This window comes from Bradyrhizobium sp. dw_78 (assembly GCF_018449525.1).
In the GTDB taxonomy this organism is placed as follows: domain Bacteria; phylum Pseudomonadota; class Alphaproteobacteria; order Rhizobiales; family Xanthobacteraceae; genus Bradyrhizobium.
Map to the genome: position 1 here is coordinate 152,515 of NZ_JAAVUS010000004.1, position 22,176 is coordinate 174,690.

Sequence of the window (22,176 nt, forward strand, 5' to 3'; positions counted from 1 at the left end):
TTGTGATGCGGACTATCAGGGCTCGCCGTCGAAGATAAAACGCGCGAACGAACGCAAACGCTACGAATCCCGGGTTGGCAATCCGTTTGCGGCAGTACGCAAGTTTTCAGGAAAAACTGCGTCAACTCGTCGATAACCAATCAACAAAAAAGGCGCCCGAAAGGCGCCTTTTTCGATGTCCGGTGAAGCCGCCGTCGCAGCAATTCTAGCGAAGCGGTTAGCGTTTCGAGAACTGGAACGACTTGCGCGCCTTGGCGCGGCCGTACTTCTTGCGCTCGACCACGCGCGAGTCACGGGTCAGGAAGCCGCCCTTCTTCAGAACGCCGCGCAGCTCCGGCTCGAAATTGGTCAGCGCCTTCGACAGCCCGTGACGCACGGCGCCAGCCTGGCCCGACAGGCCGCCGCCGGTCACGGTGCAGATCACATCATATTGGCCAGCGCGGGCAGCGGCGACCAGCGGCTGCTGGATCATCATCCGCAGCACCGGGCGGGCAAAATAGACATCGACCTCGCGGGAATTGACCGTGACCTTGCCGGCGCCTGGCTTGATCCAGACACGGGCGACCGCATCCTTGCGCTTGCCGGTGGCATAGGCGCGGCCGTACTTGTCGACCTTCTTGATATATTTCGGAGCCTCTGGCGCCGCCGGCTTGAGCTGCGACAACTGGTCGAGCGACTGCATGGTGTCGGACATCGTTATGCGGCCCTCATGTTCTTGCGGTTCATCGCGGCTATGTCGATCTTTTCAGGTTGCTGGGCTTCGTGCGGATGCTCGGCCCCGGGGTAAACCCGCAGATTTCCAAGCTGCACCCGGCCCAGCGGCCCGCGCGGGATCATCCGCTCAATCGCCTTTTCGACGACGCGCTCGGGGAAGCGGCCTTCGAGGATCGACTTGGCGGTGCGTTCCTTGATACCGCCGATAAAGCCGGTGTGGTTGTAATAGACTTTCTGGTCGCGCTTGCGACCGGTCAGCACCGCATGGGCGGCGTTGATGATGATGACATGGTCGCCGCAATCCACATGCGGCGTATAGGTCGGGAGGTGTTTGCCGCGAAGGCGCATGGCGACAAGCGAAGCGAGCCGGCCGACCACCAGACCTTTGGCGTCGATCAGCACCCACTTCTTCGTCACCTCGGCGGGCTTTGCCGAAAAGGTTTTCATGTGAGCAATCCGTGAAAGGGGACATCGGGCGCGAAGGCGCGCCGAACTGCGCCGCTTTCTAGATAGGTCGCGTCTCCGCGTCAATGCCAAACAGAGATAATTAAACCTGTAAAAACAAAGGCTTATAAATATGGTTCTATAATACCTTAGAAAACACTAAGTATTTGGAATGGAATAGGTCGCGGTCACGTGCGCGATCGGGTCGGGCGACGATCCCGACAGCAGGTTCACCTCGCCGACAGCCAGCCGCTTACCCAGCTTCAAAAGCTTCGCGGCCGCCAGCACGTCCTGTTCCGGCTGGCCCTTGCGCAGGAAATTGATGTTGAGGCTGGTCGTTACCGCAAGGCCCACAGGACCGATCGCCGACAGCAGCACCACATACATGGCGAAATCCGCCAACGCCATCAGCGTCGGCCCCGAGATGGTCCCGCCGGGCCGCAGCATCCGCTCATGGTAGCGCTGGCGAAGCAGGCACGACCCGCCATCGGCGCTTTCGATCGCGATATCGCCGCCGCTGAATGCCTGGGGAAATTCGTGGCGCAGAAACGCCTCCAGTTCCGCCACGCTCATTTTCGCCGTTGCCATGCTGTCCCTGCCCTCGATTCAAACCGTCCGTTACACTAACCTGCCATCAAAGCCTTATTGGAAATTCCGATGCCCGCCCAGACCGCACGCACTGCCGCGCCATCCCCTATCCTGCTCCGCGAAACGGTTGGCAGCGTCGCCATATTGACACTCAACCGGCCGGCCGCGCGCAACAGCCTGTCGGAAGGCATGATCGCGGAGTTGCACGCAGCCCTCAAGCAGATCGAAGCCGATGCCAGCGTGCGCGCCCTTGTGATCGCGGGCAATGGCCCCGCTTTCTCGGCCGGCCATGACGTAAAGGAACTTACCGCGCGCCGCACCGACTCCGATCGCGGGCGCGCCTATTTCGCGCAAATCATGAATGCATGCAGCGCCATGATGCGGGCGGTCGTGCATCTGCCAAAGCCGGTGATTGCCGCGGTGCAAGGCATCGCCACCGCCGCCGGCTGCCAGTTGGTCGCAAGCTGCGATCTCGCGATCGCCTCGGAGGCCGCGACCTTCGCGACGCCCGGCGTCGATATCGGCCTGTTCTGTTCGACGCCGATGGTGGCGCTGTCGCGCAACGTTCCGCGCAAGCAGGCGATGGAGATGCTGCTGACCGGCGAGCCCATTCCGGCCATCCGGGCGCGCGAGATCGGCCTGGTCAACCGTGTCGTGACCGCCGGCACCGAGCGCGACCAAGCCATCGCGCTCGCACAAAAGGTCGCGTTGAAATCCGCCTACACCGTCAAGCTCGGCAAGGCCGCCTTCTATCGCCAGGCCGAAATGAACCTCGCGGACGCCTATCGCTACGCGGCGGAGGTCATGACTGAGAACATGATGGCCCGCGATGCCGAGGAAGGCATCGGCGCCTTCATCGAAAAACGCGAACCGAAATGGCAGGATAGGTAATTCGCGTCACGGCAAAGAGTAATGCAGCATCCGTCATTCCGGGCTCGATGCGTTGCATCGCCCCGGAATGACCGCTCCGAATGATCTCGTTGCATTCGCAATGACGCAATTGGATATCCTCAATGAACCACGACGCCTATCCCGACGATTACATCCGGCAAATCCTCAGTGACGTGAAAACCATCGCGATGGTCGGCGCTTCGCCGGTCAATGTGCGGCCGAGCCATTTCGTCTTCAAATATCTGGCGCAACGCGGTTACGACATGATCCCGGTCAATCCCGGCCAAGTCGGCAAGAACCTGCTCGGCAAGCCCTTCGTCGCGTCGCTCGCCGATATCGGGCGTCCCGTCGACATGATCGACATCTTCCGGAATTCGGATCACATCATGCCGGTGGTCGATGAAGCCCTGAAGCTTGTACCTCTGCCGAAAGTGATCTGGATGCAGCTTGGCGGACGCGACGATGCTGCCGCGGCGAAGGCGGAAGCCGCGGGCCTCAAGGTCGTGATGAACCGCTGCCCCAAGATCGAATACGGACGGTTGTCGTCGGAGATTTCGTGGATGGGCGTCAATTCGCGAACGCTCAGTTCAAAGCGCGCACCGGTGCCGACCCAGGGTATGCGGCTTTCGCTGAACCGGATGAGCGTTGGCGGCGGCGAGACAGCCGCATCGGACCGCGCCGCAAAAAACAAGAATGAACCTTCGTGACGCAATTGCGAAACGATTATTCCGAAAACGTGGCAAAGCGAGGCACGATCGTTTTCAAACATTAAGCACACGTCAAGCCGCCTTGACGGCGGCGGCCTCTGCCGCGATTGTCGCGTCGCTTTGAGGGGGTGCCTGGGCGCGTTCAAGTCATTTGGCGCGCTCAAGTCATACTGTCACGCCGTGTCGCTTGTTATTCGGAACGCAGCCGAACCACCGCTCTGAAAGCAAGATTGTCGGAAAGGAAAAACAATGACCGATCGTCTTCCCGGATTTGCAACCCTTGCCGTACATGCGGGTGCGCAGCCTGATCCGACCACGGGCGCGCGGGCGACGCCGATCTACCAGACCACATCGTTCGTGTTCAACGACGCCGACCACGCCGCATCGCTGTTCGGGCTGCAGGCATTCGGCAACATCTATACCCGCATCGGCAATCCGACCAACGCGGTGCTGGAAGAACGCGTCGCCGCGCTCGAGGGCGGCACTGCGGCGCTCGCGGTCGCGTCCGGACATGCCGCGCAACTCGTCGTGCTGCAACAGCTTTTGACACCCGGCGACGAGATCGTAGCGGCGCGCAAGCTCTATGGCGGTTCGATGAACCAGTTTACCCATGCGTTCAAGAGTTTCGGCTGGAACGTGGCGTGGGCCGACCCTGACGATATCGGCAGCTTCGAGCGCGCGGTCACACCGCGCACCAGGGCGATCTTCATCGAGTCGATCGCCAATCCCGCCGGCAGCATCACCGACATCGAGGCGATCTCGGCGGTCGCCCGCAAGGCGGGCGTGCCGCTGATCGTCGACAATACGCTGGCCACGCCCTATCTGATCCGGCCGATCGACCACGGTGCCGATATCGTCGTGCATTCGCTGACGAAATTCCTCGGCGGTCATGGCAATTCGCTCGGCGGCATCATCGTCGACGCCGGTACCTTCGACTGGTCGAAAGACAATAAATATCCGATGCTGAGCGAGCCACGGCCGGAATATCACGGCATCAAGATCCAGGAGACCTTTGGCAATTTCGCCTTCGCTATCGCCTGCCGCGTGCTGGGCTTACGCGATCTCGGTCCGGCGCTGTCACCGTTCAACGCGTTCCTGATCCTGACCGGCATCGAGACGCTGCCGCTGCGCATGCAAAAACATTGCGAAAACGCCAGGGCGGTCGCTGAATTTCTCTCCGGACATTCCGCGGTGGCCTCGGTCAGTTACGCCGGCCTCGCCGGCGACAAATACAACAACCTCGCGCGCAAATATGCGCCCAAGGGGGCGGGCGCCGTGTTCACCTTCAGCCTCAAGGGCGGCTATGACGCCGGCGTCAATTTGGTGTCGAACCTGAAGCTGTTCTCGCACCTGGCCAATGTCGGCGACACCCGCTCGCTGGTGATTCATCCGGCGTCGACGACGCATAGCCAGCTCGACGATGCCGCAAAGATCCAGTCGGGCGCCGGTCCCGATGTGGTGCGGCTCTCGGTCGGGATCGAAGACAAGGAAGACCTGATCGCGGATCTCCAGCAAGCGCTGAGCACGAGCTGACGCCTCACCTGCGCCACCGATGCCATCGGGCGTCTCTGCCCGCTTGCTATCGGGAATTCGGGCAGCGCGGCAAAATAGCATTTCAAGACCGCCTCATCGGGGCCGGTTGCAAGCCTGCCGTTAACGGTCTTCCGGCACAATGCCGTCTTGAATCGCCTCAGACGATTCGGAGCAAAATCATGTTGCGCTGGACGACGCCTTTTCTCATTTCGACTTTCGCCGCAGGGTCTGTGTTTGCCGCAGACTTGTCCGACGCGCATTACAGATCGGGCGCGGCCGTTTATCGCAAAGCGCCGCCGCCATACGGCCGCCGTGTCGGCGAAGAATCCGACGTTCTGTTCACGCCGTCGGACGGAAGCATGCCCTCGGTCCGGCTTCCGCCCGGAACGCCGCTGCTGCCGGGCTCGTCGACGCTTCCGGGCTATTACGGGTCGAGCCATTCCTACGAATATCAGGGTCCCTATTATGGCGGCCCCTATACCAGCTTCTGGAATCGCCTGCCCTACGCCTGCGGCGTTTACGGCTATTGCTAGAAACGGGTTGGCGCCGGCTTCAAGGCTTCGCCACGCGGATGGCTTCCTTGTCGGCGCGGGTCAGCCGGCTGTTACGCTGGAACACCGAGTAGGTTGCCAGCGCAAACAGGATCACGAGAAACTGCGCGGACAGCGCCTCCATGGTCGGGTTCAATCCGATCGCGTCGAGCCAGGCCATGCTTTTCAGTTCGGTGAACGGCAGGATCGACTGTTCCTGAAATTCCTGCACGGCCTCGCCGATGAATTTGATCGCCATCAAGAACAGGAAGGCCGAGGTGACGATAAACAACGGGCGCAACGGAATCTTCTGCACGATCAGATTGATGAAATAAAACAGGATGGCCAGGCCGACCGTGGCAATGGCGAGCCCCGCGAACAGGCCGCCGCTCCAGCCGCCTTCGGCCGTGGCGAGCGCGTTGATGAACAACACGGTCTCGGCGCCTTCGCGAAAGACCGCAAGGAAGGCGAGTGCGCCGACGGCCCAGACGGTGTCCTGCGCCAGCGCATGATTGGCTTTTTCGGCCAGATAATCCTGCCAGCCGCGCGGATCCTGCTTCACCATCAGCCAACCGCTGACATAGAGCATCAGACCGGCCGCGATGAGAATGATGATGCCTTCCATGATGTCGCTGTGCTCGCCCGAATTCAGGACGGCAAACAGCCAGGCCGCGACCAGGCTGGCCGCGATCGCGGCCAACGCGCCGCCGTAGAGCGCCGCGATACGGTGGCTGGCGCCGACCCTGGTCAGATAGCCGGCAAGGGCTGCGATCACCAGCATGGCCTCGAGGCCTTCGCGGAGCAGGATGACGGCGGCCTGGATGAACGCGGACGACATGAACGACCCCTGTGTTTGGGTGGTTTTATCGTTCAAATGTTGCAAGTAAAGCCGGAAGCCTCCACACAACTCCGTCAACGAAGGCAAGCGCAATGAAAAGCCCTGCAAACAGCGTTCCCAGAGCCTTTCTGCCGAATTGGAATTGCTCAATTCATCCGGGCTGGCCGACCGGCAGAACCGATCCCCTGAACGTCGCATTCGGCTGTCGCGCGGCCAGACGTTCGGCTTGAAGCGTCGCGAAGGTCAGGACCGCAATGGCAACCGCCTGATGCGTCAAGGCGATATCGAGCGGCACCTGGTTGAGCAGCGTGAGAATGCCCAGCGACGCCTGCAAGGCGATGACAGCCGCGAGCCACAGGGCGCCGCGGATCACACTGCCGTCGGCCCGCGAGCGGATGGCATCGGCGGCATGCAGGATCGCCAGCGCAAACAGCGCATAGGCCGTCATGCGGTGCTCGAATTGCACGGTGAGCGTATTGTCGAACAGATTGCGCCACCACGGCTGCTCAAAGAACAGCCGTGCGGATGAGGGAATAAATCCGCCGTCGATATCGGGCCAGGTATTGTAGACCTTTCCCGCTCGCAATCCGGCGACCAGCGCCCCCAGATAAAGCTGCACGAATGTCAGCGCGAGCAAGACGAGGCTGGTCATCTTGAGCCGCGGCGCGACTGCGAGCGGCGGCCGCTCCGACAACCGACGCAGGGTCCAGACGATCGCCGTATAGATCAATAGTGCCAACACCAGATGGGTGGCGAGACGATAGTGCGAGACTTCCACGCGCTCCGATAGCCCGGAGGCCACCATCCACCAGCCGACCACGCCTTGCAGGGCGCCGAGGGCGAAAATCCCCCACAGCCGCCGCTTCAATTCGCCACTGATCGCGCCGCGCCACAGGAACCAGAGAAACGGCAGCAGATAAACCACGCCGATCACGCGCCCGAGCAGCCGGTGACTCCATTCCCACCAGAAGATCGACTTGAATTCGGAAAGGCTCATGCCGGCGTTGAGTTCGCGGTATTGCGGAATGGCCTTGTAGCCCTCGAACGCCTGCGTCCATTGCTCCTGGGTGAGCGGCGGCAACGCACCGGTAACCGGCTTCCACTCGGTGATCGACAGGCCGGATTCAGTGAGGCGCGTGGCGCCGCCGACCAGCACCATGATCGCGATCAACGCCGCGACCGCGAACAGCCACCATCTGACAGCGCGATTGTTCTGGGCTTGCTGGGCGGTAATGCCGGTCATCGGAAGCTGCGCTTGAATGAATTTGCGCGCCCCTTATAGTCCGCTCCGTTCCCGTGCGCAAAGCGCGCGCTCCAGCCTCAAATTGCACATTTCCGTCATGTCGATACGCACCCGCAAGTTCTTTGGAACCATCGCCTTATTGATGCTGGTGGTGGTGTGGTCGCTCTTGGGAATGACGGCGGCGCAGATGCCGTGGCTGGCGAATTCCGGAATGCTGCAGGCCGTTTTCTATGTCGTTGCCGGCATCGGCTGGGTGCTGCCGGCGATGCCGATCGTGAGCTGGATGGCGCGGCCGGACGCTTAGCCTTATCATTTCGAGGCTTACATCCCGAACCCGACATCCGGCGGCACCTCGCCTGCGAGGCCGTCTTTTCCAATCGGCATGGGCGGGCGCGGATGCGCCAGCATGCTGCCCGATAGCACCACCCGCAGCGCGCGCAGCGAACCCAGCCGGCCGTCCCAGGCGATGCGCGGCAGCGCGTGCAGGTCGGTCCGTCCCGCCGCCCGCACCACGCCTGGTATCGCCGAGACCGCGCTCGCGAAACCCGCTTCCGCGACCATCGCGGCGTGTTTCGGCCGCCACGACGCCTCGTCGCCGAACGGATAGGAAAAATGCCGGAGCTCGCGCCGGATTGCGATTTGCGCCACCGCCGCGCCCATCGTCATCTCACGCGAGGCCGCCGCATCTTTCAGATTCGCCAGGATCGGATAGTTCACGGTCGCGCTGCCGATCGTCACCTGTGGATCGGCGGCGAGCCTGGCCAGGTCGCTCCAATCCATCGAGACTTCGCGCGAGAGCGCAACGAGGTCGACGGAATATCGCTTGCAGAGATCGTTGACCACCAGCGACAGATCGGATGGCGAAAGCGAGCGCATCCAGCGATCGAGAAAATCATGGACCTGATACTTTTCGGCCGTGCCGGCGATGTTGAAATGCCGTTCTTCCCGGTCGATCACGAGGCTGAGGCGGCTTTCACGCGCGATGACGACTTCAAGCGCAAGCCACCACGCCTCTCCGACGCCGTCCGGAAACGCCGTCGGGACATAGACGGTGAAGGGTACATCGTGCCGCGACAACACCGGATAGGCCGAAGTGACCATATCCTTGTAGCCGCCGTCGAATGTCAGGCAGACAAATCGCCGCGGCGAGGCCAGCGTCACCGCCCGCCTGCAAACCTCGTCGATCGAGACGATATCGAGCTTCCAGCGCTTCAGCGCGCGGATCGTCCGATCGAGAAATTCGGGGGTGATTTCCTGGGATTTGAGCGGCTGAAAGCGTACCTTGCGGCGCGGACGCACCCGCATAAAACGCAAGATGACGCCGGCTCCCCCGCTTCGCCATTGCATGGCCGTGGCATAACCGCTGAAATAGGCCAATTCCAGCCTTGCGCGTGTCACAAATCCGATCTCAGACGACAAGTTCACGCCTTCCCCTGCGTCGAATTCGCTTATGCCAGTGCAGCATTGTCATTACTTTTTGTTGACATTTCTTTGCAAAGGTCGGCCCAGGCTGAAAATGTGAATATTTCCCACAGCATGATCCGGAAAAATGGAAACCGGTTTTCCCTCGCGACAAACGCGGAACGCATTTGCGCGGAGATCATGCTCAAACAAAAAGATAGAGATGGATGACGATTCCAAGAAAAGTCATCCCACTAACGTCATCCCGCTCCAGACAGGTTTTTCGATGACCCTGACGGCCGCGATCAAAAGCCGGACGGCAGAGGCGACGGCGTGGTCGCAACCGAGCCGCATCGCTTTTGTCGATATTTTCGACAATCTCGGCCAGGCCGAGGCGATCTGGCGCACGCTCGAGGACCGGCAGCATTTCTCGACGCCCTTCCAGCGTTTCGACTTTCTGGCTGCATGGCAGCGGCAGGTCGGCGAACGCGAAAATCTCGTGCCGGCCATCATCGTTGCCCGCGACGCGGAACAACGGCCGCTGTTGCTGCTGCCGCTAGCACAGAAGCATGAGCACGGGGTCCGCACCGCAAGCTTCATGGGCGGCAAGCACACAACCTTCAACATGGCGTTGTGGGACCGGGAGTTCGCGAGAGCCGCGACCGCGCCTGATCTTGACGCACTGATATCGGGCGTGCGAACGCGGTCGGAACTCGACGTTCTGGCGCTGCATCAGCAGCCATTGCACTGGCACGACCTGCCGAATCCCATGTCGATGCTGCCGCACCAGGCCTCGGTCAACGACTGTCCGCTGCTGACGATGGAACCCGGCGCGGCGCCGGCGACACGGATCAGCAATTCATTTCGCCGCCGGCTCAATGGCAAGGAACGCAAGCTGCAGGCCTTGCCCGGCTATCGCTACTATGCCGCAACGGCCGACTCCGACATCGAGCGGCTGCTCGACTGGTTCATGCGCGTCAAACCGTTGCGGATGGCGGAGCAAAAGCTGCCCAACGTATTCGCTGAGCCGGGCGTGGAGGATTTCATTCGCAGCGCCTGCATGGCGCCGGTTGCCGGCGGCGGCCACGCCATCGATATCCACGCGCTTGAATGCGACGAGGAGATCATCGCGATCTTCGCCGGCGCTTCCTCCGGCTATCGCTTTTCCATGATGTTCAACACCTACACGATGTCGGAACATGCACGCCACAGCCCCGGAATGGTCCTGCTGCGCCATATCGTCGACCGCTATGCCGAGCTGGGCTACCGCGCGTTCGATCTCGGGATCGGATCGGATGACTACAAGCGCCAGTTCTGCAAGAGCGACGAGCCGATCTTCGACTGTTTCATTCCGCTCAGCCTGCGCGGCACGGTGGCGACGGCGGCGATGTCGCGGATCAACCGCGCCAAGCATATGGTGAAGCACAATCCGGCTCTGCTCCATATGGCGCAAAGGCTGCGCGGCGCGTTCAGCTGATTGTCTGCCGCAGGCTTGGGCCGCTACAGCGCTCAGGCCGCCACGACCCGCGGACCGGAATCGACGGCGTCCGGCGGCGATGCCGGTTCGCTCAGCATCTTCACATCGGAAAAACCGACGGCCTGCAACTGATCGCACATGACGGCGCGGGCATCGGCCGGCATCGAGGCTTCCGGAACCACCACCGCACGCGCCTGCGCCGTCAACAATTCCGCCGGCAGGTCGGAAGCCGCACCGGCATCCAGCAGTAGATGGTCATAGACCCGCAGCAATGCGTCGATCGCCAGCGACAGGCGTGGCGATTGCAGCAGGGCACGGTCCGAGCCCGAGCGTCCTGAACTGACGAGATGGACGCGCGACTGCCGGTCTCGGGTGATCACTTGCGAAAATGAGGCTTCACCCAGCATCAATTCGGCGAGCCCCGGCGCGGCCGGATCGACCGAGGCGGCCGACATGGCCAGCGACGAGGCCGACAGATCGACCAGCACGACCCTGGCGTGGCGCGCGATCAGGCGCGCGAGCGTCAGCGCCGTCCACGTGATGCTCTCGCCCGAAGCGGTGCCGAGGACGGTGATCTTGTGGGCCGCCTCGCCGGCCGCGCGCAACTCCTCGGCGAGTTGCTCGATCTCGGTGAATTCGGCCGGACGGTTCAGCCGGGATTCGGCAATCTCTTGCGCCGGCACGGCAACAGGCGGTTCCGGGACAGAGACCGTGGCTGCCGCAGCGGCGGCCTGTGGCGCGCGCTTCCCGGCCGGCGGCGGCACGAATACGGCCTCCGCGCGGGGCGCCGTCAAACGCGGCGCGGTGATGCGCAGCAGTTCGCCGGTTGCGATCGTCCCGGCGCTGAGCATCAAGGTCGCCAGGGTGGCGATCAGCACGATCGGCAGTTTCCTGGGGTAAGCCGGCACGTTGGAAACGCTGGCGCGGGAAATGATCCGGCCGTCCGCCGGCGCGGCGTCGATATTCTCGCGCGTGTTGGCTTCGCGGTATTTCGCCAGATAGGTCTCGAGAAGATCGCGCTGCGCCTTGGCCTCGCGATCCAGCGCCCGGAGCTTGACGTCATCGCCGTTGGTCGAGGTCGCCTGCCGCTTCAGCTGATCGAGGCTGGCGCTCAGGCCGTCGACGCGGCCGCTCGCGATCCGTGCGTCGTTCTCGAGCGAACGGGCGATCTTGGCGGCTTCGTCCCGGATCTGGCCATCGAGGTCCACCAATTGCGCCTTCAATTCCTTGATGCGCGGATGGCCGTCGAGCAACGTCGATGACTGCTCGGCCAATTGCCCGCGTAGCGTCACGCGCTGTTCCGCCAGCCTGCGGATCAGCTCGGAATTGAGAACTTCGGAAGCCTCGATCGGCCTGCCGCTCTGGAGCATTTCGCGGATCAGCCTTGCTTTCGATTCCGCGTCCGATTTCAGCGCCCGAGCATTGTTCAATTGCGTGTTGAGTTCACCCAATTGCTGGTTGGAGAGCGTGGTGTTGTTGGTGCCGACAAAGAGGCTCGACTTGGAGCGGAAATCCTCCACCCGGGATTCCGCATCGGCAACCTTCTTGCGCAGATTGTCGATCTCGCCCGAGAGCCATTGGCTGGCGGCTTTGGCCTGTTCCTGCCGCGCATTCTGCTGCAACACCAGATAGCCGTCGGCGATCGAATTGGCGACCCGCGCCGCCAGATCCGGATCCTGCGACTGGAATTCGATCACGACGACGCGCGATTTATCGACCGCATAAGCGGTGTATCGGTCGAAATAAGAATCCAGCACGCGCTCTTCCGGCGTCAGCGAAAACGGATCGCGGCCGATCCCGAACAATGCCAGCAGCGATCTCAACGGCGAAATCCCGCGCAGGACCGGATCGAATTCCGGCAATTCCGCTAGCTTGTTCTTCTTGATGACCTCACGCGCCAGATCGCGGGATAAAAGCAGCTGTACCTGGCTGGTCACAGCCTCGGGATCGAGCGCGCTGCGCTCCTCGGTACGCTCGCCATTCGGCCGCAGGAACACATTCTCGCGTCCGTCGATCAGGATACGCGCTTCGGACTTGTATCGCGGCGTGATCAGGTTGACGACAAGGATCGAGAGCACGGCCGCCAGCAACGTCGGAACGATGATCCAGCGCTTGTTGCGCGCCAGCGCCTGGCCCAACGCACTCAAATCGAGATCGCCGGCGACCGACGCGGCAGCGGGCCTGGCTATCGGCTCATCGGCCGCAGGCGCGGACTTTGGCATGACCCGCACGACCCATTCCCGCACGCTACCGGTACGCCAGAACGCAAAACGCATCACAAACTCCCGCGGGACACCACGAGTTACCCGAATGCGGCCGACTACACTCCATTAAGGTTGCCGCCCAGTTAATCCGGCCGATTTGAGCCCGAGACGGGCTATCACGGACAAGGCAGTCATCTTCTGTTAATCATGAATGTCCTTAATCGGAATCAGCCATTCTTCAGGGTCTCCCCGATGCGAAGCGCGTGCGCTGCTATGGTCCGTTCGCTGGCCGCGCCCACCCAGCCGGGTTGTGCAACCAGGATGCTGCCGCCCGGTACGCCGTCCGGTGCCAGCGGTTCCGTTTTCGCCGGTGAATACTGATCCTGAATATGCCCGAGACTTCAGATGAGCCGCTTCGTATTCTGCATGCCGTGCGCGCGCCGGTCGGCGGCATCTTCCGGCACATCCTCGATCTGGCCAATGGCCAGGCCGATCGCGGCCACCAGATCGGCCTCATCACCGATAGCCTGACCGGCGGCGAGCGCGCCCAGGCGGCGCTCGCCGAGATCGCGCCGCGGCTCACCTTCGGCGTTCATCGTCTGCCGATCCGGCGCGAGCCGCACCCCTCCGATGCGATGGTGTGGATGCATTTCCGGCGCTTGATCCGGCAATTGAACCCGGACGTTCTGCACGGCCACGGCGCCAAGGCCGGCGCCTTCATTCGCCTGAAGAACGGTTCGAAAGAAGCCATTCGCGTCTATACGCCGCACGGGGGCTCCCTGCACTATCCGCTGACGACGCTGAAGGGCGCGCTCTATGGCTGCCTCGAACGCGCGCTGATGAACCAGACCGATTTGTTCCTGTTCGAAAGCGCGTTCGCGCGTGACACCTATCAGCGCACCATCGGCAAGCCGGCCGGTCTCGTGCGTTGCGTGTTCAATGGCGTGACTGCCGACGAATTCAAGCCGGTCGTCAGGGCGGCCGACGCTACCGATGTCGTCTATGTCGGAGAATTCAGGCAGATCAAGGGAGCGGACCTCCTGGTCGACGCGGTGGCGCGGCTGCGCGGCAACGGCAGGCCGGTCACGCTGACGCTGGCCGGCGATGGCGAGGAGACCGAAGCGTTGAAAGCGCAGGTACAGCGGCTCAATCTTGGCGACGCCGTTCGCTTCATTGGCCATGTCAACGCCCGTTACGGATTTTCAAAGGGCTCGTTGCTGGTCGTCCCCTCGCGCGGGGACTCGATGCCCTATGTCGTGATCGAAGCGGCGGCGGCGGGAGTTCCAATGGTGGCCGCCAACGTCGGCGGCATCCCCGAGATCTTCGGCCCGCATACCGATGCGCTGTTTGCCCCCAACAACCCTGCGGCCATGGCCAGCGCAGTCGGGAACGCGCTCGAAAACCCCGTTGCCGCGCAGCTGCGGGCAAAAGTCCTCCGTGAAAGAATCTTCCTGCACTTCTCGCAGAAGACGATGGTCGAGGGGGTTCTGGCCGGCTATCGCGAAACGTTTGCCAATCGTTAACCGCTCTTTACCAACGTAACCGTTTGTTCCGATTTGTCCTCTAAGCCTGACGCAGAGGCATTACGGCGGCCCACGCGCTTCCCTAGATGCGTCTGCAAGTAACCGGCTGAAGCGACTTTGGTTATGGAACCGATCAACGCACGCACCATGTTGAACGCCGCAACCGCGGCTGCCGCCACGACAGCGGGCCAGCCCCGGGTCGAGCGCCGCCGCCGGCTGTCGCAAGCGGCGATCGCCGTCTCCAACCAGAAAGTACGGCCGGCCTATTCGCCGACTGTCATCGCGGGCGTGGTCCGTCTGGCTGATTTTATATTGCTGACCCTGGTCGGTGTTGCGCTCTATCTCGGATATGTGGCGCGGCTCACAGGCTTCAATTGGGAATACGTCGCTGCCATCCTCGGCATGACCATGACTGCCGTGATCTGCTTCCAGGCTGCCGACATCTACGAGGTCCAGGTGTTCCGCGGCCAGCTCCGGCAGATGACGCGAATGATTTCGTCCTGGACCTTCGTATTCCTGCTGTTCATCGGCGCCTCGTTCTTCGCCAAGCTCGGCGGCGAGGTATCCCGGCTCTGGCTCTCGGCGTTTTTCTTTGCTGGTCTGGCGGTCCTGATCACCGAACGCCTGTTCCTGCGGGCGATGGTTCGCCGCTGGGCACGCGATGGCCGGCTTGATCGCCGCACCATCATCGTCGGCTCCGATGAGAGCGGCGAAAAGCTGGTCGAAGCGCTCAAGATCCAGGAAGATTCCGATATCGACGTCCTCGGCGTCTTCGACGACCGCAACGACAGCCGCGCGCTCGAGACCTGCGCGGGCGTCCCGAAGCTCGGCAAGGTCGACGACATCGTCGAATTCGCCCGCCGCACCCGGATCGATCTCGTGCTGTTCGCGCTGCCGATCTCGGCGGAAACGCGGATTCTCGAAATGCTCAAGAAGCTGTGGGTGCTGCCGGTCGACATCCGGCTTTCCGCCCATACCAACCGCTTGCGCTTTCGTCCCCGCGCCTATTCCTATCTCGGCAAGATTCCGACCCTCGACGTGTTCGAAGCGCCGATCACCGACTGGGATCTGGTGATGAAATGGCTGTTCGATCACATCGCCGGCGGCATTGTTCTGCTGCTGGCGGCCCCGGTCATGGCGCTGGTCGCGCTCGCGGTCAAACTCGACAGTCCCGGTCCGGTGCTGTTCCGTCAAAAACGGTTCGGCTTCAACAACGAGCGCATCGACGTCTACAAATTCCGCTCGCTCTATCACGACCAGGCCGATCCGCTGGCCTCGAAAGTCGTGACCAAGAATGACAGCCGCGTTACCCGCGTCGGGCGCTTCATCCGCAAGACCAGCCTCGACGAACTGCCGCAGCTTTTTAATGTCGTGTTCAAGGGCAACCTCTCGCTGGTCGGCCCCCGGCCGCACGCCGTGCAGGGCAAGGTGCAGAGCCAGCTGTTCGACGAGGCGGTGGACGGCTATTTCGCCCGTCACCGCGTCAAACCCGGCATCACCGGCTGGGCGCAGATCAACGGCTGGCGCGGCGAGATCGACAATGAAGAGAAGATCCAGAAGCGCGTCGAGTTCGATCTCTATTACATCGAGAACTGGTCGGTACTGTTCGACTTTTACATTCTTCTCAAGACGCCGCTGGCGCTACTGACGAAGAACGAGAACGCTTACTAGAGCATGATCTTTTCGGAAAACCGATGCCCACTTTTCCGGATCATGCTCTAGCGCTGTTGATTGCCTGCCTTGGGCAACAACTCTGCGGCACTTTGGGCGTGAGTATGTGATGGCGTATGCGGCAACGGCCAAAAACTTGTTTCCGTCGGCAACGGCCACGCCGGGCATACTCGCCCTGCAACGCGCGCTGATATGGCTGGCCGGGGCCTCCGGCGCGATCGTTTTCATCGAACCCAGCCCTTACGAGCTGACAACGCTTGTCGCGATCGTCATTTTCTTTGCGACCGGAATGCGGTTTCGGCTGGCTTTCCTGCCGCTGGTGCTGCTGCTGTTCCTGGTCAATATCGGCTACATGATCGGCGCGATTCCGTTTCTGGAGGAATCCCTGATTGCCGACTGGATCGCGACCTCCTGGTACATGGCGTTCACGGTGATCTTCTTCGCCATGGTCATATCCGATGACACCGCGGCGCGGCTCGATATGCTCCGACGCGGTCTGATCGCAGGCGCCCTCATCGCATCGCTGGCGGCGATTGGCGGCTACTTCAATCTGGTGCCGGGCGGACACGACCTGCTGACGCTGTATGAGCGCGCGCGCGGCACCTTCAAGGACCCGAACGTACTCGGCGCGTTCCTGATCCTGCCCGCGCTGTTCGCGCTGCAAAGCGTGGTCTCCGACGGTTTCGGAAAGGCGTTCCGCAGCACGATCGCGCTCGGCATCATCGCGCTGGCAGTCCTGCTGGCGTTCTCGCGCGCGGCATGGGGCGGGCTGATCCTCACCTCGGCCTTCATGCTGGCGCTGATGATCGTGACCAGCTCTTCACCTGCACAACGGTCGCGCATCATCGTGATCGCGGTCGCGGCCGTCATCGTCGTGACGGTACTGCTCATCGTGCTGCTGTCCTTCAGCTCCATCGACGAAATGTTCAGGCAGCGCGCAAGCTTCGATCAAAGCTATGACGAAGGCCGCTTCGGCCGGTTCGGCCGTCACATCCTCGGCGCGCAGATGGCGCTCGATCTGCCATTCGGCATCGGGCCGCTACAGTTCCACAATTATTTTCCCGAGGACACCCACAATTCCTATTTGAACGCCTTCATGTCCGGCGGCTGGCTCTCCGGCATCTGCTATCCGGCGCTGGTGTTCACCACGGTCATCATCGGCTTCCGCTACCTGTTCGTCCGCGTGCCCTGGCAACGCAGCTATCTGGCGATCTTCGCGGCATTCCTGGGCACCGTCGGCGAAAGCTTCATCATCGACACCGACCACTGGCGGCATTTCTGGATGATGCTGGGCGCGCTGTGGGGCATGTTCGTCGCTGCACAGCCCTACAGGAAGCGACCGCACGCAGATCAGGCCCCTACGGCTCAGGCTCTTACGGCCTCGCTCACGCCGGCTTCGTAGCGCTCACAGGCGCTACGACTCGACCTGAAATGTCATCCCGGCGTGATCGACAAGCCGCTTGATCAAGCGGTCCCCCATCGCAGCGCCGGGAGTCCAGATGCCGGCGGGGACGTCGGGCATATCGCGCAACAGGCAGATTGCGCATTCGGCGATCATCCTCGACGTCGAGCCATAGCCGGGATCGCGGTCGCCGGCGACCGCGACGCGGACTTGCCGTCCATCGGGCGCCAGCGCGACGAACAAGAGATCGTAGCTGCCGTTCTCGCGTTCTTCCTTTGAAGGTCCCTCGCCCGGCTTCGGCCCCTCGGAGCCGCCCATCTTGTTGTTGGCCGCCATCACCAGCTTGGCGTTGGCCTGACCTTGCTCTCCGGCGCCGGTCAGCACCATTTCGTCATAGATGAAATCCTTGCCGTAAGGAAAGCCCATCAGCAGATTGGAGCGGTGAACGCTGCGGGTGTTGATGGTCGACATCACAAACGGCGCCGTCCACGAACCTAATTCCTCGTCGAACAGCGGCTTGTTGCCCGGAGGCTGCTTCGGCCCGGTGAAACCCGGCGTCAACACGAACGGATCCTTCAGCATCGCAACCAGGCTGAGATCCTTGGCGGCGGCGGAGAATGTCGCCTTGATGCTGGCATAGGTGCCGCCGGAGAAGGTTCCTTTCATCGCGCGAACGCGGCCTTTGACGCGAGCCACCGGCGCGCCGAGGATTTTCTTCGCAGTCTCCTGAGCAAAAAACACGCCGAGCTCGAACGGCAGCGAGTCGAAGCCGCAGGAAAACACGATCCGCGCGCCCGATGACTTCGCCGCCGCCTCATGCGCGTCGATCATCTGTCGCATCCAGACCGGCTCGCCGCAGAGATCGACATAATCGGTCCCCGACGCAACGCAGGCCGCGACAAGATCAGAGCCATAGAGCTGATAGGGCCCGACCGTGCTCAATACCAGCCTGGTCTGCCCGACCATTGCCTGCAGCGATGCGGGATTGCTGGCGTCGGCAGCGATCAACGGCGTATCGGCCGGCGCCCCGATCGCATCGCGCACGGTGGCAAGCTTCTCCAGGCTGCGTCCGGCCATCGCCCATTTCAGATCACGCTCGCCCCGGTAATGCCCGGCCAGATATTCGGCAACGAGCTGGCCGGTGAAGCCGGTGGCGCCATAGACGATGATGTCGAATTTCGACGAAGACATATTCGATTTTCCCCGAAGTGATTGTTCGCTGGCGAATGCCGCATTTCTCCGATCAAGGCGGCCTTCAGCAGACAGGCTGTCCATTATCATCCTAGAGCATGGTGCGGCTATCCTGGCCCCGGGAACAGATCATTGATCTTGCCGGTCGCCCAATAGGCGACGAGCCCGATCCATTCGCGGGCGCCAGCATCGGTACGGCCGAGCCCGTCATCCTCGATGTTTGAAAATGCGAAGAGATCAGAACGGCCACCGACCCGCCAGTCCACGGGATAGGGTTCAACGGGAAAACCAGCCTTGCGGAACAGCCCGACCGATCGCGGCATGTGATAGGCCGACGTCACCAACAGCCATCGCTCGCCGCTTTTCGGCATCGCCAGTTCCTTGGAGAATTCGGCGTTTTCCTGGGTGTTGCGCGAGCGCCGCTCCATGATCAACCGTGACTTGGGAATGCCGAGATTTTCCAACAGCGCGCCGGCATAGTCGGCCTCCTTGGCGTCGTGCGAGATCAAATTGCCGCTTCCACCGGAGAAGATGATGCGGGCATTGGGATAGCGATGCGCAAGCGCCGCCGTCGCGAAAATGCGGTCAGCCGCGGTCCTGACCACCGTGGCGTCATGCGCGGCCGACAGATCGGCATCGATCGGGCCGCCGAGCACGATAATGCCGTCGGGCGCGCCCTGCGCCGCATCCCACGGCGGAAACCGCGACTCCAGCGGGTAGAGCAGCCAATTCCCAAGCGGTGAAAGCCCGCCGATCGCAAGTAGGACGATCGAGGCAATCATGAGCCTGCGGCCGAAGGACGCCAATCGGGTGGCCGACAGCACCACGCCCAAGAGACCGATTGCGATGAATAAATTGGACGGCAGCAACATGATGCCCACGGTCTTGGAAAGCGCAAAAAACAAGGAGGTGTCCTTTGGATATCGACTGCGGCGGCGATTCACGTTCCGTTTCATACGCGGGCTTGGCTTGCGTATCCATCCGTCGACACTCGGCTTCGCGCAGTTCCGGCGATCATTTTGGCGAGACATGGCCGCTTGGCGAGACATGGCCTCGATCGGGGCGACTCCGGAGCGCCCCGCCCCTCAGATCCCCGGCATGCCTTCCGGGTTCCCGTGAAACCGGAGGGCTATCAAAGAGATCGATTTTTTCTCAACGATTTCAATAGGAAGGCGTCTAAACAGTCAGCGCCATTGACTCAATCAAATATCTTAATAGAGTCTAAAAAGTTACTTTTAAGTACCTCAATTAAAGTCTAGCTTTTTGGCATGGCCACAGAAAAAGCCGAAACCGACCGGATTCCGATCACCCTGGCGCTCTCGACCATCACCTATCTCGAAAAACTGGTGAGGCAGGGCACCCACGGCACCAGCGTACCCGGTGTCGCCAGGACCCTGATCGAGGAAGGTATCCGGCTCGCGATCAAGGACGGGCTGCTGTCGATCCGCGACAACGGCAAAACGCCGTAATTGGACGCGGGGCGCCGGGCGGTTCGGTTGACGCTGTGGTCACAAGGATTCGGAGAGATCCTCCGCAGCTTGGGGCCACCAACATGCATGTCAATCAACCTACCTGGACCGAAGAACGCATCAAACGCCTGAAGAGCTGCTTTGAAGCCGGACTATCCTGCCGGGAAATCGCGGCCGACATCGGCGTGAGCCGCAACGCCGTTATCGGCAAGCTTTCCCGCCTCAACCTGACGCGCGAAAAAGACGAAAACGATCACCTCGGACCGCGAAAGCGCGCCGCCGACCCACTCAGCCGGGGCACCACGCCACGGCGGCAGTACCCGGTGCTCAAGTCGGTGTTCGCCGGGCCGCAACATGCGGCCGACAACGAGCCGATCCACGAGGGACACCACTGCTCCCTGCTCGAGTTGAGTGAAGAAAAATGCCGCTGGCCGATCAACACACCCGGCGCCGAGGATTTTTGTTTCTGCGGCAATAGGCCGGTCGAGGGCCTGCCCTATTGCGCGGGCCACAGCCGCCTCGCCTATCAGCGCGTCGCGCGGAAGTAGGTTGGCCTCCCCGGCCTCTCGATAGCGCTCTAGCTCCTGCAGGCGCTGAACGCCAACGACTGACCAGTGAGGCGATCTGGTACACAGGGATTGAGGCTCATACCGCCCAACAGTCACTGAGTGCGCATTCCCTTGTCGCACGATCTATGGGAAAGTATCCTCAACGATCATTGTTGTTTGACGGAGATGATGGTGAGCCGAAAATGCGGCGACCGGTGTTGGTTTGAAAACCGGCATCCGATTGAAAAAAGAGGAGGAACGCGATGGCCCATGTCGTGGTGATGTACAAGACGCCCAAGGATCCAGCCGCCTTTGACAAGCATTATCTGGAGGTCCACGTTCCGCTTGCGAAGAAACTGCCCGGCCTGAGGAAATTTGAAATCAGCCAGGGACCGGTCGCTACGCCCGCCGGGCCATCCGGATTTCATCTGGTCGCGACACTTTATTTCGACAGTCTCGCCGCGATAAAGGCCGGTTTCGGCAGCGCCGAGGGAAAGGCCGCCGCAGCCGATGTGCAGAAGTTCGCGACCGGCGGCGTTGACATGATCCTGTTCGATACGCACGAAGTTTAGCCGCGACACGCCGGGAAGCGATCCGGCAGACCACCGAGATTCTGGAGCCCAGCTCTGATTGAATCAGAACCGGGCTCTAACATTTTTGACGCGTTTTCTTCACGCGAACCGGAAGCCACTTCGCTCGAAAACGCTAGTTTGCATTGCTGCCGGTCTTGGTCGGCTTCGCGCCTTTATTGGGCTTTGCCGCCGTCTGGGTCGTATTCGCGCCACGCGCATTGCCCCAGGGGTCGTTGGGGGCCGCTTGATCCGGAATGTTGCCGAGCGAATGCCTATAGGCCTGAGCCGCGGCCTTGTCGGCCTGGATCTGTCCGTAGGTCTTGTCCTTGTCCTCTTCGCCGTATCTCTGGACATGATCGTCCTGGGCGTAAGCCGGACCGGCCAGTAACGCCAATATCGCTGCTGCGCGTAAAACTCTCATGCGTATGCTCCCTGCGATGCGCCTACATACCATCGGCCCTGTCGTGACGCCAATAGGAATGCCGCCATGCGTCGATCCGACGGCCGGCCCGGTTCCGGGAAACAATCCTTGCACCCAAACAATCCTTGCACCTCTTGAAGCTTCACGTAGCCTGTCGCCGCAGCAAAGCCCTTGCCAATATCCTTGCTAAAAATCCTTGCCCAAAACGAGGCCACGGACAGAAAACGCATATGGAGGATGATGTGACGATATCACGACGGACCGTTCTTCTACACAGCCTGACGGCCGCAACCGTGATCGGCGGTTGCTTTCCGGCATTTGGAAAATCACGCCACAGCAATCCGATCCAGGTGCTGGATACCGACAATGACGGCACCGTCGATCTCGATGAAGCCAAAAAAGCGGCCTCGGACTTGTTCGACGGGCTGGACCGCGATCATGACGGCACGCTCGACAAGCGGGAGCTCGCAGGCCGGTTGAGCGCGAAAGAATTCGCAGACGCCGATCCCGACCATGACGGAACCTTGACCAAGGACGAATATTTGGCCGTCGTCCAGCAGCGTTTTCACGCGGCGAATCCGGATAATGACGGCACGCTCGATGCGAAGGAGCTATCCGGCAGGGCCGGCCGGAGCCTGCTGCGGCTGTTAAGATAGCCAGACATATAAAAAGCCCCGTTTAGGGCTCCTTGCGCGAAACCCTGAACGAAGCTAAGGGAACGGTATCGGAGCGTGGCGCAGCCCGGTTAGCGCACTAGTCTGGGAGACTAGGGGTCGGAGGTTCAAATCCTCTCGCTCCGACCAAAAAGC

At 61.6% G+C, this 22,176-nt stretch carries 23 protein-coding genes and 1 tRNA gene; 14 read left to right on the forward strand and 10 right to left on the reverse strand.

What is annotated here, in order from left to right; translation table 11 throughout:
* Positions 1 to 217: 217 nt before the first annotated feature.
* The 3 genes from rpsI to HB630_RS12545 form a co-directional block, all read right to left on the reverse strand.
* Positions 218 to 694, reverse strand: coding sequence for a 30S ribosomal protein S9 (rpsI, locus tag HB630_RS12535; protein ID WP_213772565.1), 477 nt, complete (start codon positions 692 to 694; stop codon positions 218 to 220).
* Positions 695 to 696: 2 nt separating this feature from the next.
* Positions 697 to 1,161: a 50S ribosomal protein L13 gene (rplM, locus tag HB630_RS12540; protein ID WP_213772566.1), complete on the reverse strand. Its 465-nt coding sequence runs from the start codon at positions 1,159 to 1,161 to the stop codon at positions 697 to 699.
* Between the two features lie 156 nt (positions 1,162 to 1,317).
* Positions 1,318 to 1,746 carry a PaaI family thioesterase gene (locus HB630_RS12545; RefSeq protein WP_213772567.1) on the reverse strand — a complete coding sequence of 143 codons (429 nt, stop codon included), beginning with the start codon at positions 1,744 to 1,746 and terminating at the stop codon, positions 1,318 to 1,320.
* 69 nt (positions 1,747 to 1,815) lie between these two features.
* Between HB630_RS12545 and HB630_RS12550 the strand changes: the two genes are divergently transcribed.
* From HB630_RS12550 to HB630_RS12565, 4 genes are all read left to right on the forward strand, one after another.
* Positions 1,816 to 2,637 (forward strand): enoyl-CoA hydratase, encoded by an 822-nt coding sequence (locus tag HB630_RS12550; RefSeq protein ID WP_213772568.1) that lies wholly within the window; start codon positions 1,816 to 1,818, stop codon positions 2,635 to 2,637.
* 122 nt (positions 2,638 to 2,759) lie between these two features.
* Positions 2,760 to 3,344 carry a CoA-binding protein gene (locus tag HB630_RS12555; RefSeq protein WP_213772569.1) on the forward strand — a complete coding sequence of 195 codons (585 nt, stop codon included), beginning with the start codon at positions 2,760 to 2,762 and terminating at the stop codon, positions 3,342 to 3,344.
* A gap of 249 nt (positions 3,345 to 3,593) precedes the next feature.
* Positions 3,594 to 4,877, forward strand: a complete 1,284-nt coding sequence (locus HB630_RS12560; RefSeq protein WP_213772570.1) for an O-acetylhomoserine aminocarboxypropyltransferase — start codon at positions 3,594 to 3,596, stop codon at positions 4,875 to 4,877.
* A 179-nt stretch (positions 4,878 to 5,056) separates the two neighbouring features.
* Positions 5,057 to 5,410 (forward strand): hypothetical protein, encoded by a 354-nt coding sequence (locus HB630_RS12565; RefSeq protein ID WP_213772571.1) that lies wholly within the window; start codon positions 5,057 to 5,059, stop codon positions 5,408 to 5,410.
* 19 nt (positions 5,411 to 5,429) lie between these two features.
* Here the strand turns inward: HB630_RS12565 and HB630_RS12570 are convergent, their stop codons facing one another.
* Both HB630_RS12570 and HB630_RS12575 read right to left on the reverse strand, forming a co-directional pair.
* Complete coding sequence (locus HB630_RS12570) at positions 5,430 to 6,443, reverse strand: FTR1 family protein (protein ID WP_213772572.1); 1,014 nt, start codon at positions 6,441 to 6,443, stop codon at positions 5,430 to 5,432.
* Positions 6,397 to 7,488 (reverse strand): COX15/CtaA family protein, encoded by a 1,092-nt coding sequence (locus HB630_RS12575; RefSeq protein ID WP_213772573.1) that lies wholly within the window; start codon positions 7,486 to 7,488, stop codon positions 6,397 to 6,399. The genes HB630_RS12570 and HB630_RS12575 overlap by 47 nt, the downstream gene beginning before the upstream one ends.
* 97 nt (positions 7,489 to 7,585) lie before the next feature.
* On the opposite strand from HB630_RS12575, the gene HB630_RS12580 reads away from it, so the two are divergent.
* Positions 7,586 to 7,792 carry a DUF2842 domain-containing protein gene (locus tag HB630_RS12580; RefSeq protein WP_213772574.1) on the forward strand — a complete coding sequence of 69 codons (207 nt, stop codon included), beginning with the start codon at positions 7,586 to 7,588 and terminating at the stop codon, positions 7,790 to 7,792.
* Positions 7,793 to 7,809: 17 nt separating this feature from the next.
* On the opposite strand, the gene HB630_RS12585 is transcribed toward HB630_RS12580, so the two are convergent.
* A complete protein-coding gene (locus tag HB630_RS12585; protein WP_213772575.1) occupies positions 7,810 to 8,907 on the reverse strand; it encodes a polysaccharide deacetylase family protein in 1,098 nt (365 codons plus the stop codon).
* 268 nt (positions 8,908 to 9,175) lie between these two features.
* Here HB630_RS12585 and HB630_RS12590 point away from each other — a divergent pair, with 268 nt between their 5' ends.
* Complete coding sequence (locus HB630_RS12590; protein ID WP_213772910.1) at positions 9,176 to 10,366, forward strand: GNAT family N-acetyltransferase; 1,191 nt, start codon at positions 9,176 to 9,178, stop codon at positions 10,364 to 10,366.
* A 32-nt stretch (positions 10,367 to 10,398) separates the two neighbouring features.
* Here HB630_RS12590 and HB630_RS12595 read toward each other — a convergent pair whose 3' ends face one another.
* Complete coding sequence (locus tag HB630_RS12595) at positions 10,399 to 12,642, reverse strand: exopolysaccharide transport family protein (RefSeq protein WP_213772576.1); 2,244 nt, start codon at positions 12,640 to 12,642, stop codon at positions 10,399 to 10,401.
* A 317-nt stretch (positions 12,643 to 12,959) separates the two neighbouring features.
* On the opposite strand from HB630_RS12595, the gene HB630_RS12600 reads away from it, so the two are divergent.
* From HB630_RS12600 to HB630_RS12610, 3 genes are all read left to right on the forward strand, one after another.
* Positions 12,960 to 14,093, forward strand: coding sequence for a glycosyltransferase family 4 protein (locus tag HB630_RS12600; RefSeq protein WP_213772577.1), 1,134 nt, complete (start codon positions 12,960 to 12,962; stop codon positions 14,091 to 14,093).
* Between the two features lie 123 nt (positions 14,094 to 14,216).
* On the forward strand, positions 14,217 to 15,764 hold the full coding sequence (locus HB630_RS12605) for an undecaprenyl-phosphate glucose phosphotransferase (protein ID WP_213772578.1): 1,548 nt from the start codon (positions 14,217 to 14,219) through the stop codon (positions 15,762 to 15,764).
* Positions 15,765 to 15,873: 109 nt separating this feature from the next.
* On the forward strand, positions 15,874 to 17,166 hold the full coding sequence (locus tag HB630_RS12610) for an O-antigen ligase family protein (RefSeq protein ID WP_213772579.1): 1,293 nt from the start codon (positions 15,874 to 15,876) through the stop codon (positions 17,164 to 17,166).
* A 12-nt stretch (positions 17,167 to 17,178) separates the two neighbouring features.
* Here the strand turns inward: HB630_RS12610 and HB630_RS12615 are convergent, their stop codons facing one another.
* Together HB630_RS12615 and HB630_RS12620 are read right to left on the reverse strand one after the other, a co-directional pair.
* Entirely contained in the window at positions 17,179 to 18,357 is a 1,179-nt protein-coding gene (locus HB630_RS12615; protein WP_213772580.1) for a saccharopine dehydrogenase NADP-binding domain-containing protein, read from the reverse strand.
* Positions 18,358 to 18,464: 107 nt separating this feature from the next.
* Positions 18,465 to 19,262 carry a YdcF family protein gene (locus HB630_RS12620; protein WP_213772581.1) on the reverse strand — a complete coding sequence of 266 codons (798 nt, stop codon included), beginning with the start codon at positions 19,260 to 19,262 and terminating at the stop codon, positions 18,465 to 18,467.
* Positions 19,263 to 19,625: 363 nt separating this feature from the next.
* Here HB630_RS12620 and HB630_RS12625 point away from each other — a divergent pair, with 363 nt between their 5' ends.
* The 3 genes from HB630_RS12625 to HB630_RS12635 all read left to right on the forward strand — a co-directional run bounded on the left by HB630_RS12625 (position 19,626) and on the right by HB630_RS12635 (position 20,946).
* Positions 19,626 to 19,826: a hypothetical protein gene (locus HB630_RS12625; protein WP_213772582.1), complete on the forward strand. Its 201-nt coding sequence runs from the start codon at positions 19,626 to 19,628 to the stop codon at positions 19,824 to 19,826.
* Between the two features lie 83 nt (positions 19,827 to 19,909).
* On the forward strand, positions 19,910 to 20,374 hold the full coding sequence (locus HB630_RS12630) for a GcrA family cell cycle regulator (RefSeq protein ID WP_213772583.1): 465 nt from the start codon (positions 19,910 to 19,912) through the stop codon (positions 20,372 to 20,374).
* A gap of 263 nt (positions 20,375 to 20,637) precedes the next feature.
* Complete coding sequence (locus HB630_RS12635; RefSeq protein WP_213772584.1) at positions 20,638 to 20,946, forward strand: EthD family reductase; 309 nt, start codon at positions 20,638 to 20,640, stop codon at positions 20,944 to 20,946.
* A 133-nt stretch (positions 20,947 to 21,079) separates the two neighbouring features.
* Here the strand turns inward: HB630_RS12635 and HB630_RS12640 are convergent, their stop codons facing one another.
* Positions 21,080 to 21,367 (reverse strand): hypothetical protein, encoded by a 288-nt coding sequence (locus tag HB630_RS12640; RefSeq protein WP_213772585.1) that lies wholly within the window; start codon positions 21,365 to 21,367, stop codon positions 21,080 to 21,082.
* 230 nt (positions 21,368 to 21,597) lie between these two features.
* Between HB630_RS12640 and HB630_RS12645 the strand changes: the two genes are divergently transcribed.
* Together HB630_RS12645 and HB630_RS12650 are read left to right on the forward strand one after the other, a co-directional pair.
* Positions 21,598 to 22,023 carry an EF-hand domain-containing protein gene (locus HB630_RS12645; RefSeq protein ID WP_213772586.1) on the forward strand — a complete coding sequence of 142 codons (426 nt, stop codon included), beginning with the start codon at positions 21,598 to 21,600 and terminating at the stop codon, positions 22,021 to 22,023.
* A 69-nt stretch (positions 22,024 to 22,092) separates the two neighbouring features.
* A tRNA-Pro gene (locus HB630_RS12650) sits at positions 22,093 to 22,170 on the forward strand.
* The last annotated feature ends 6 nt before the right edge of the window (positions 22,171 to 22,176 follow it).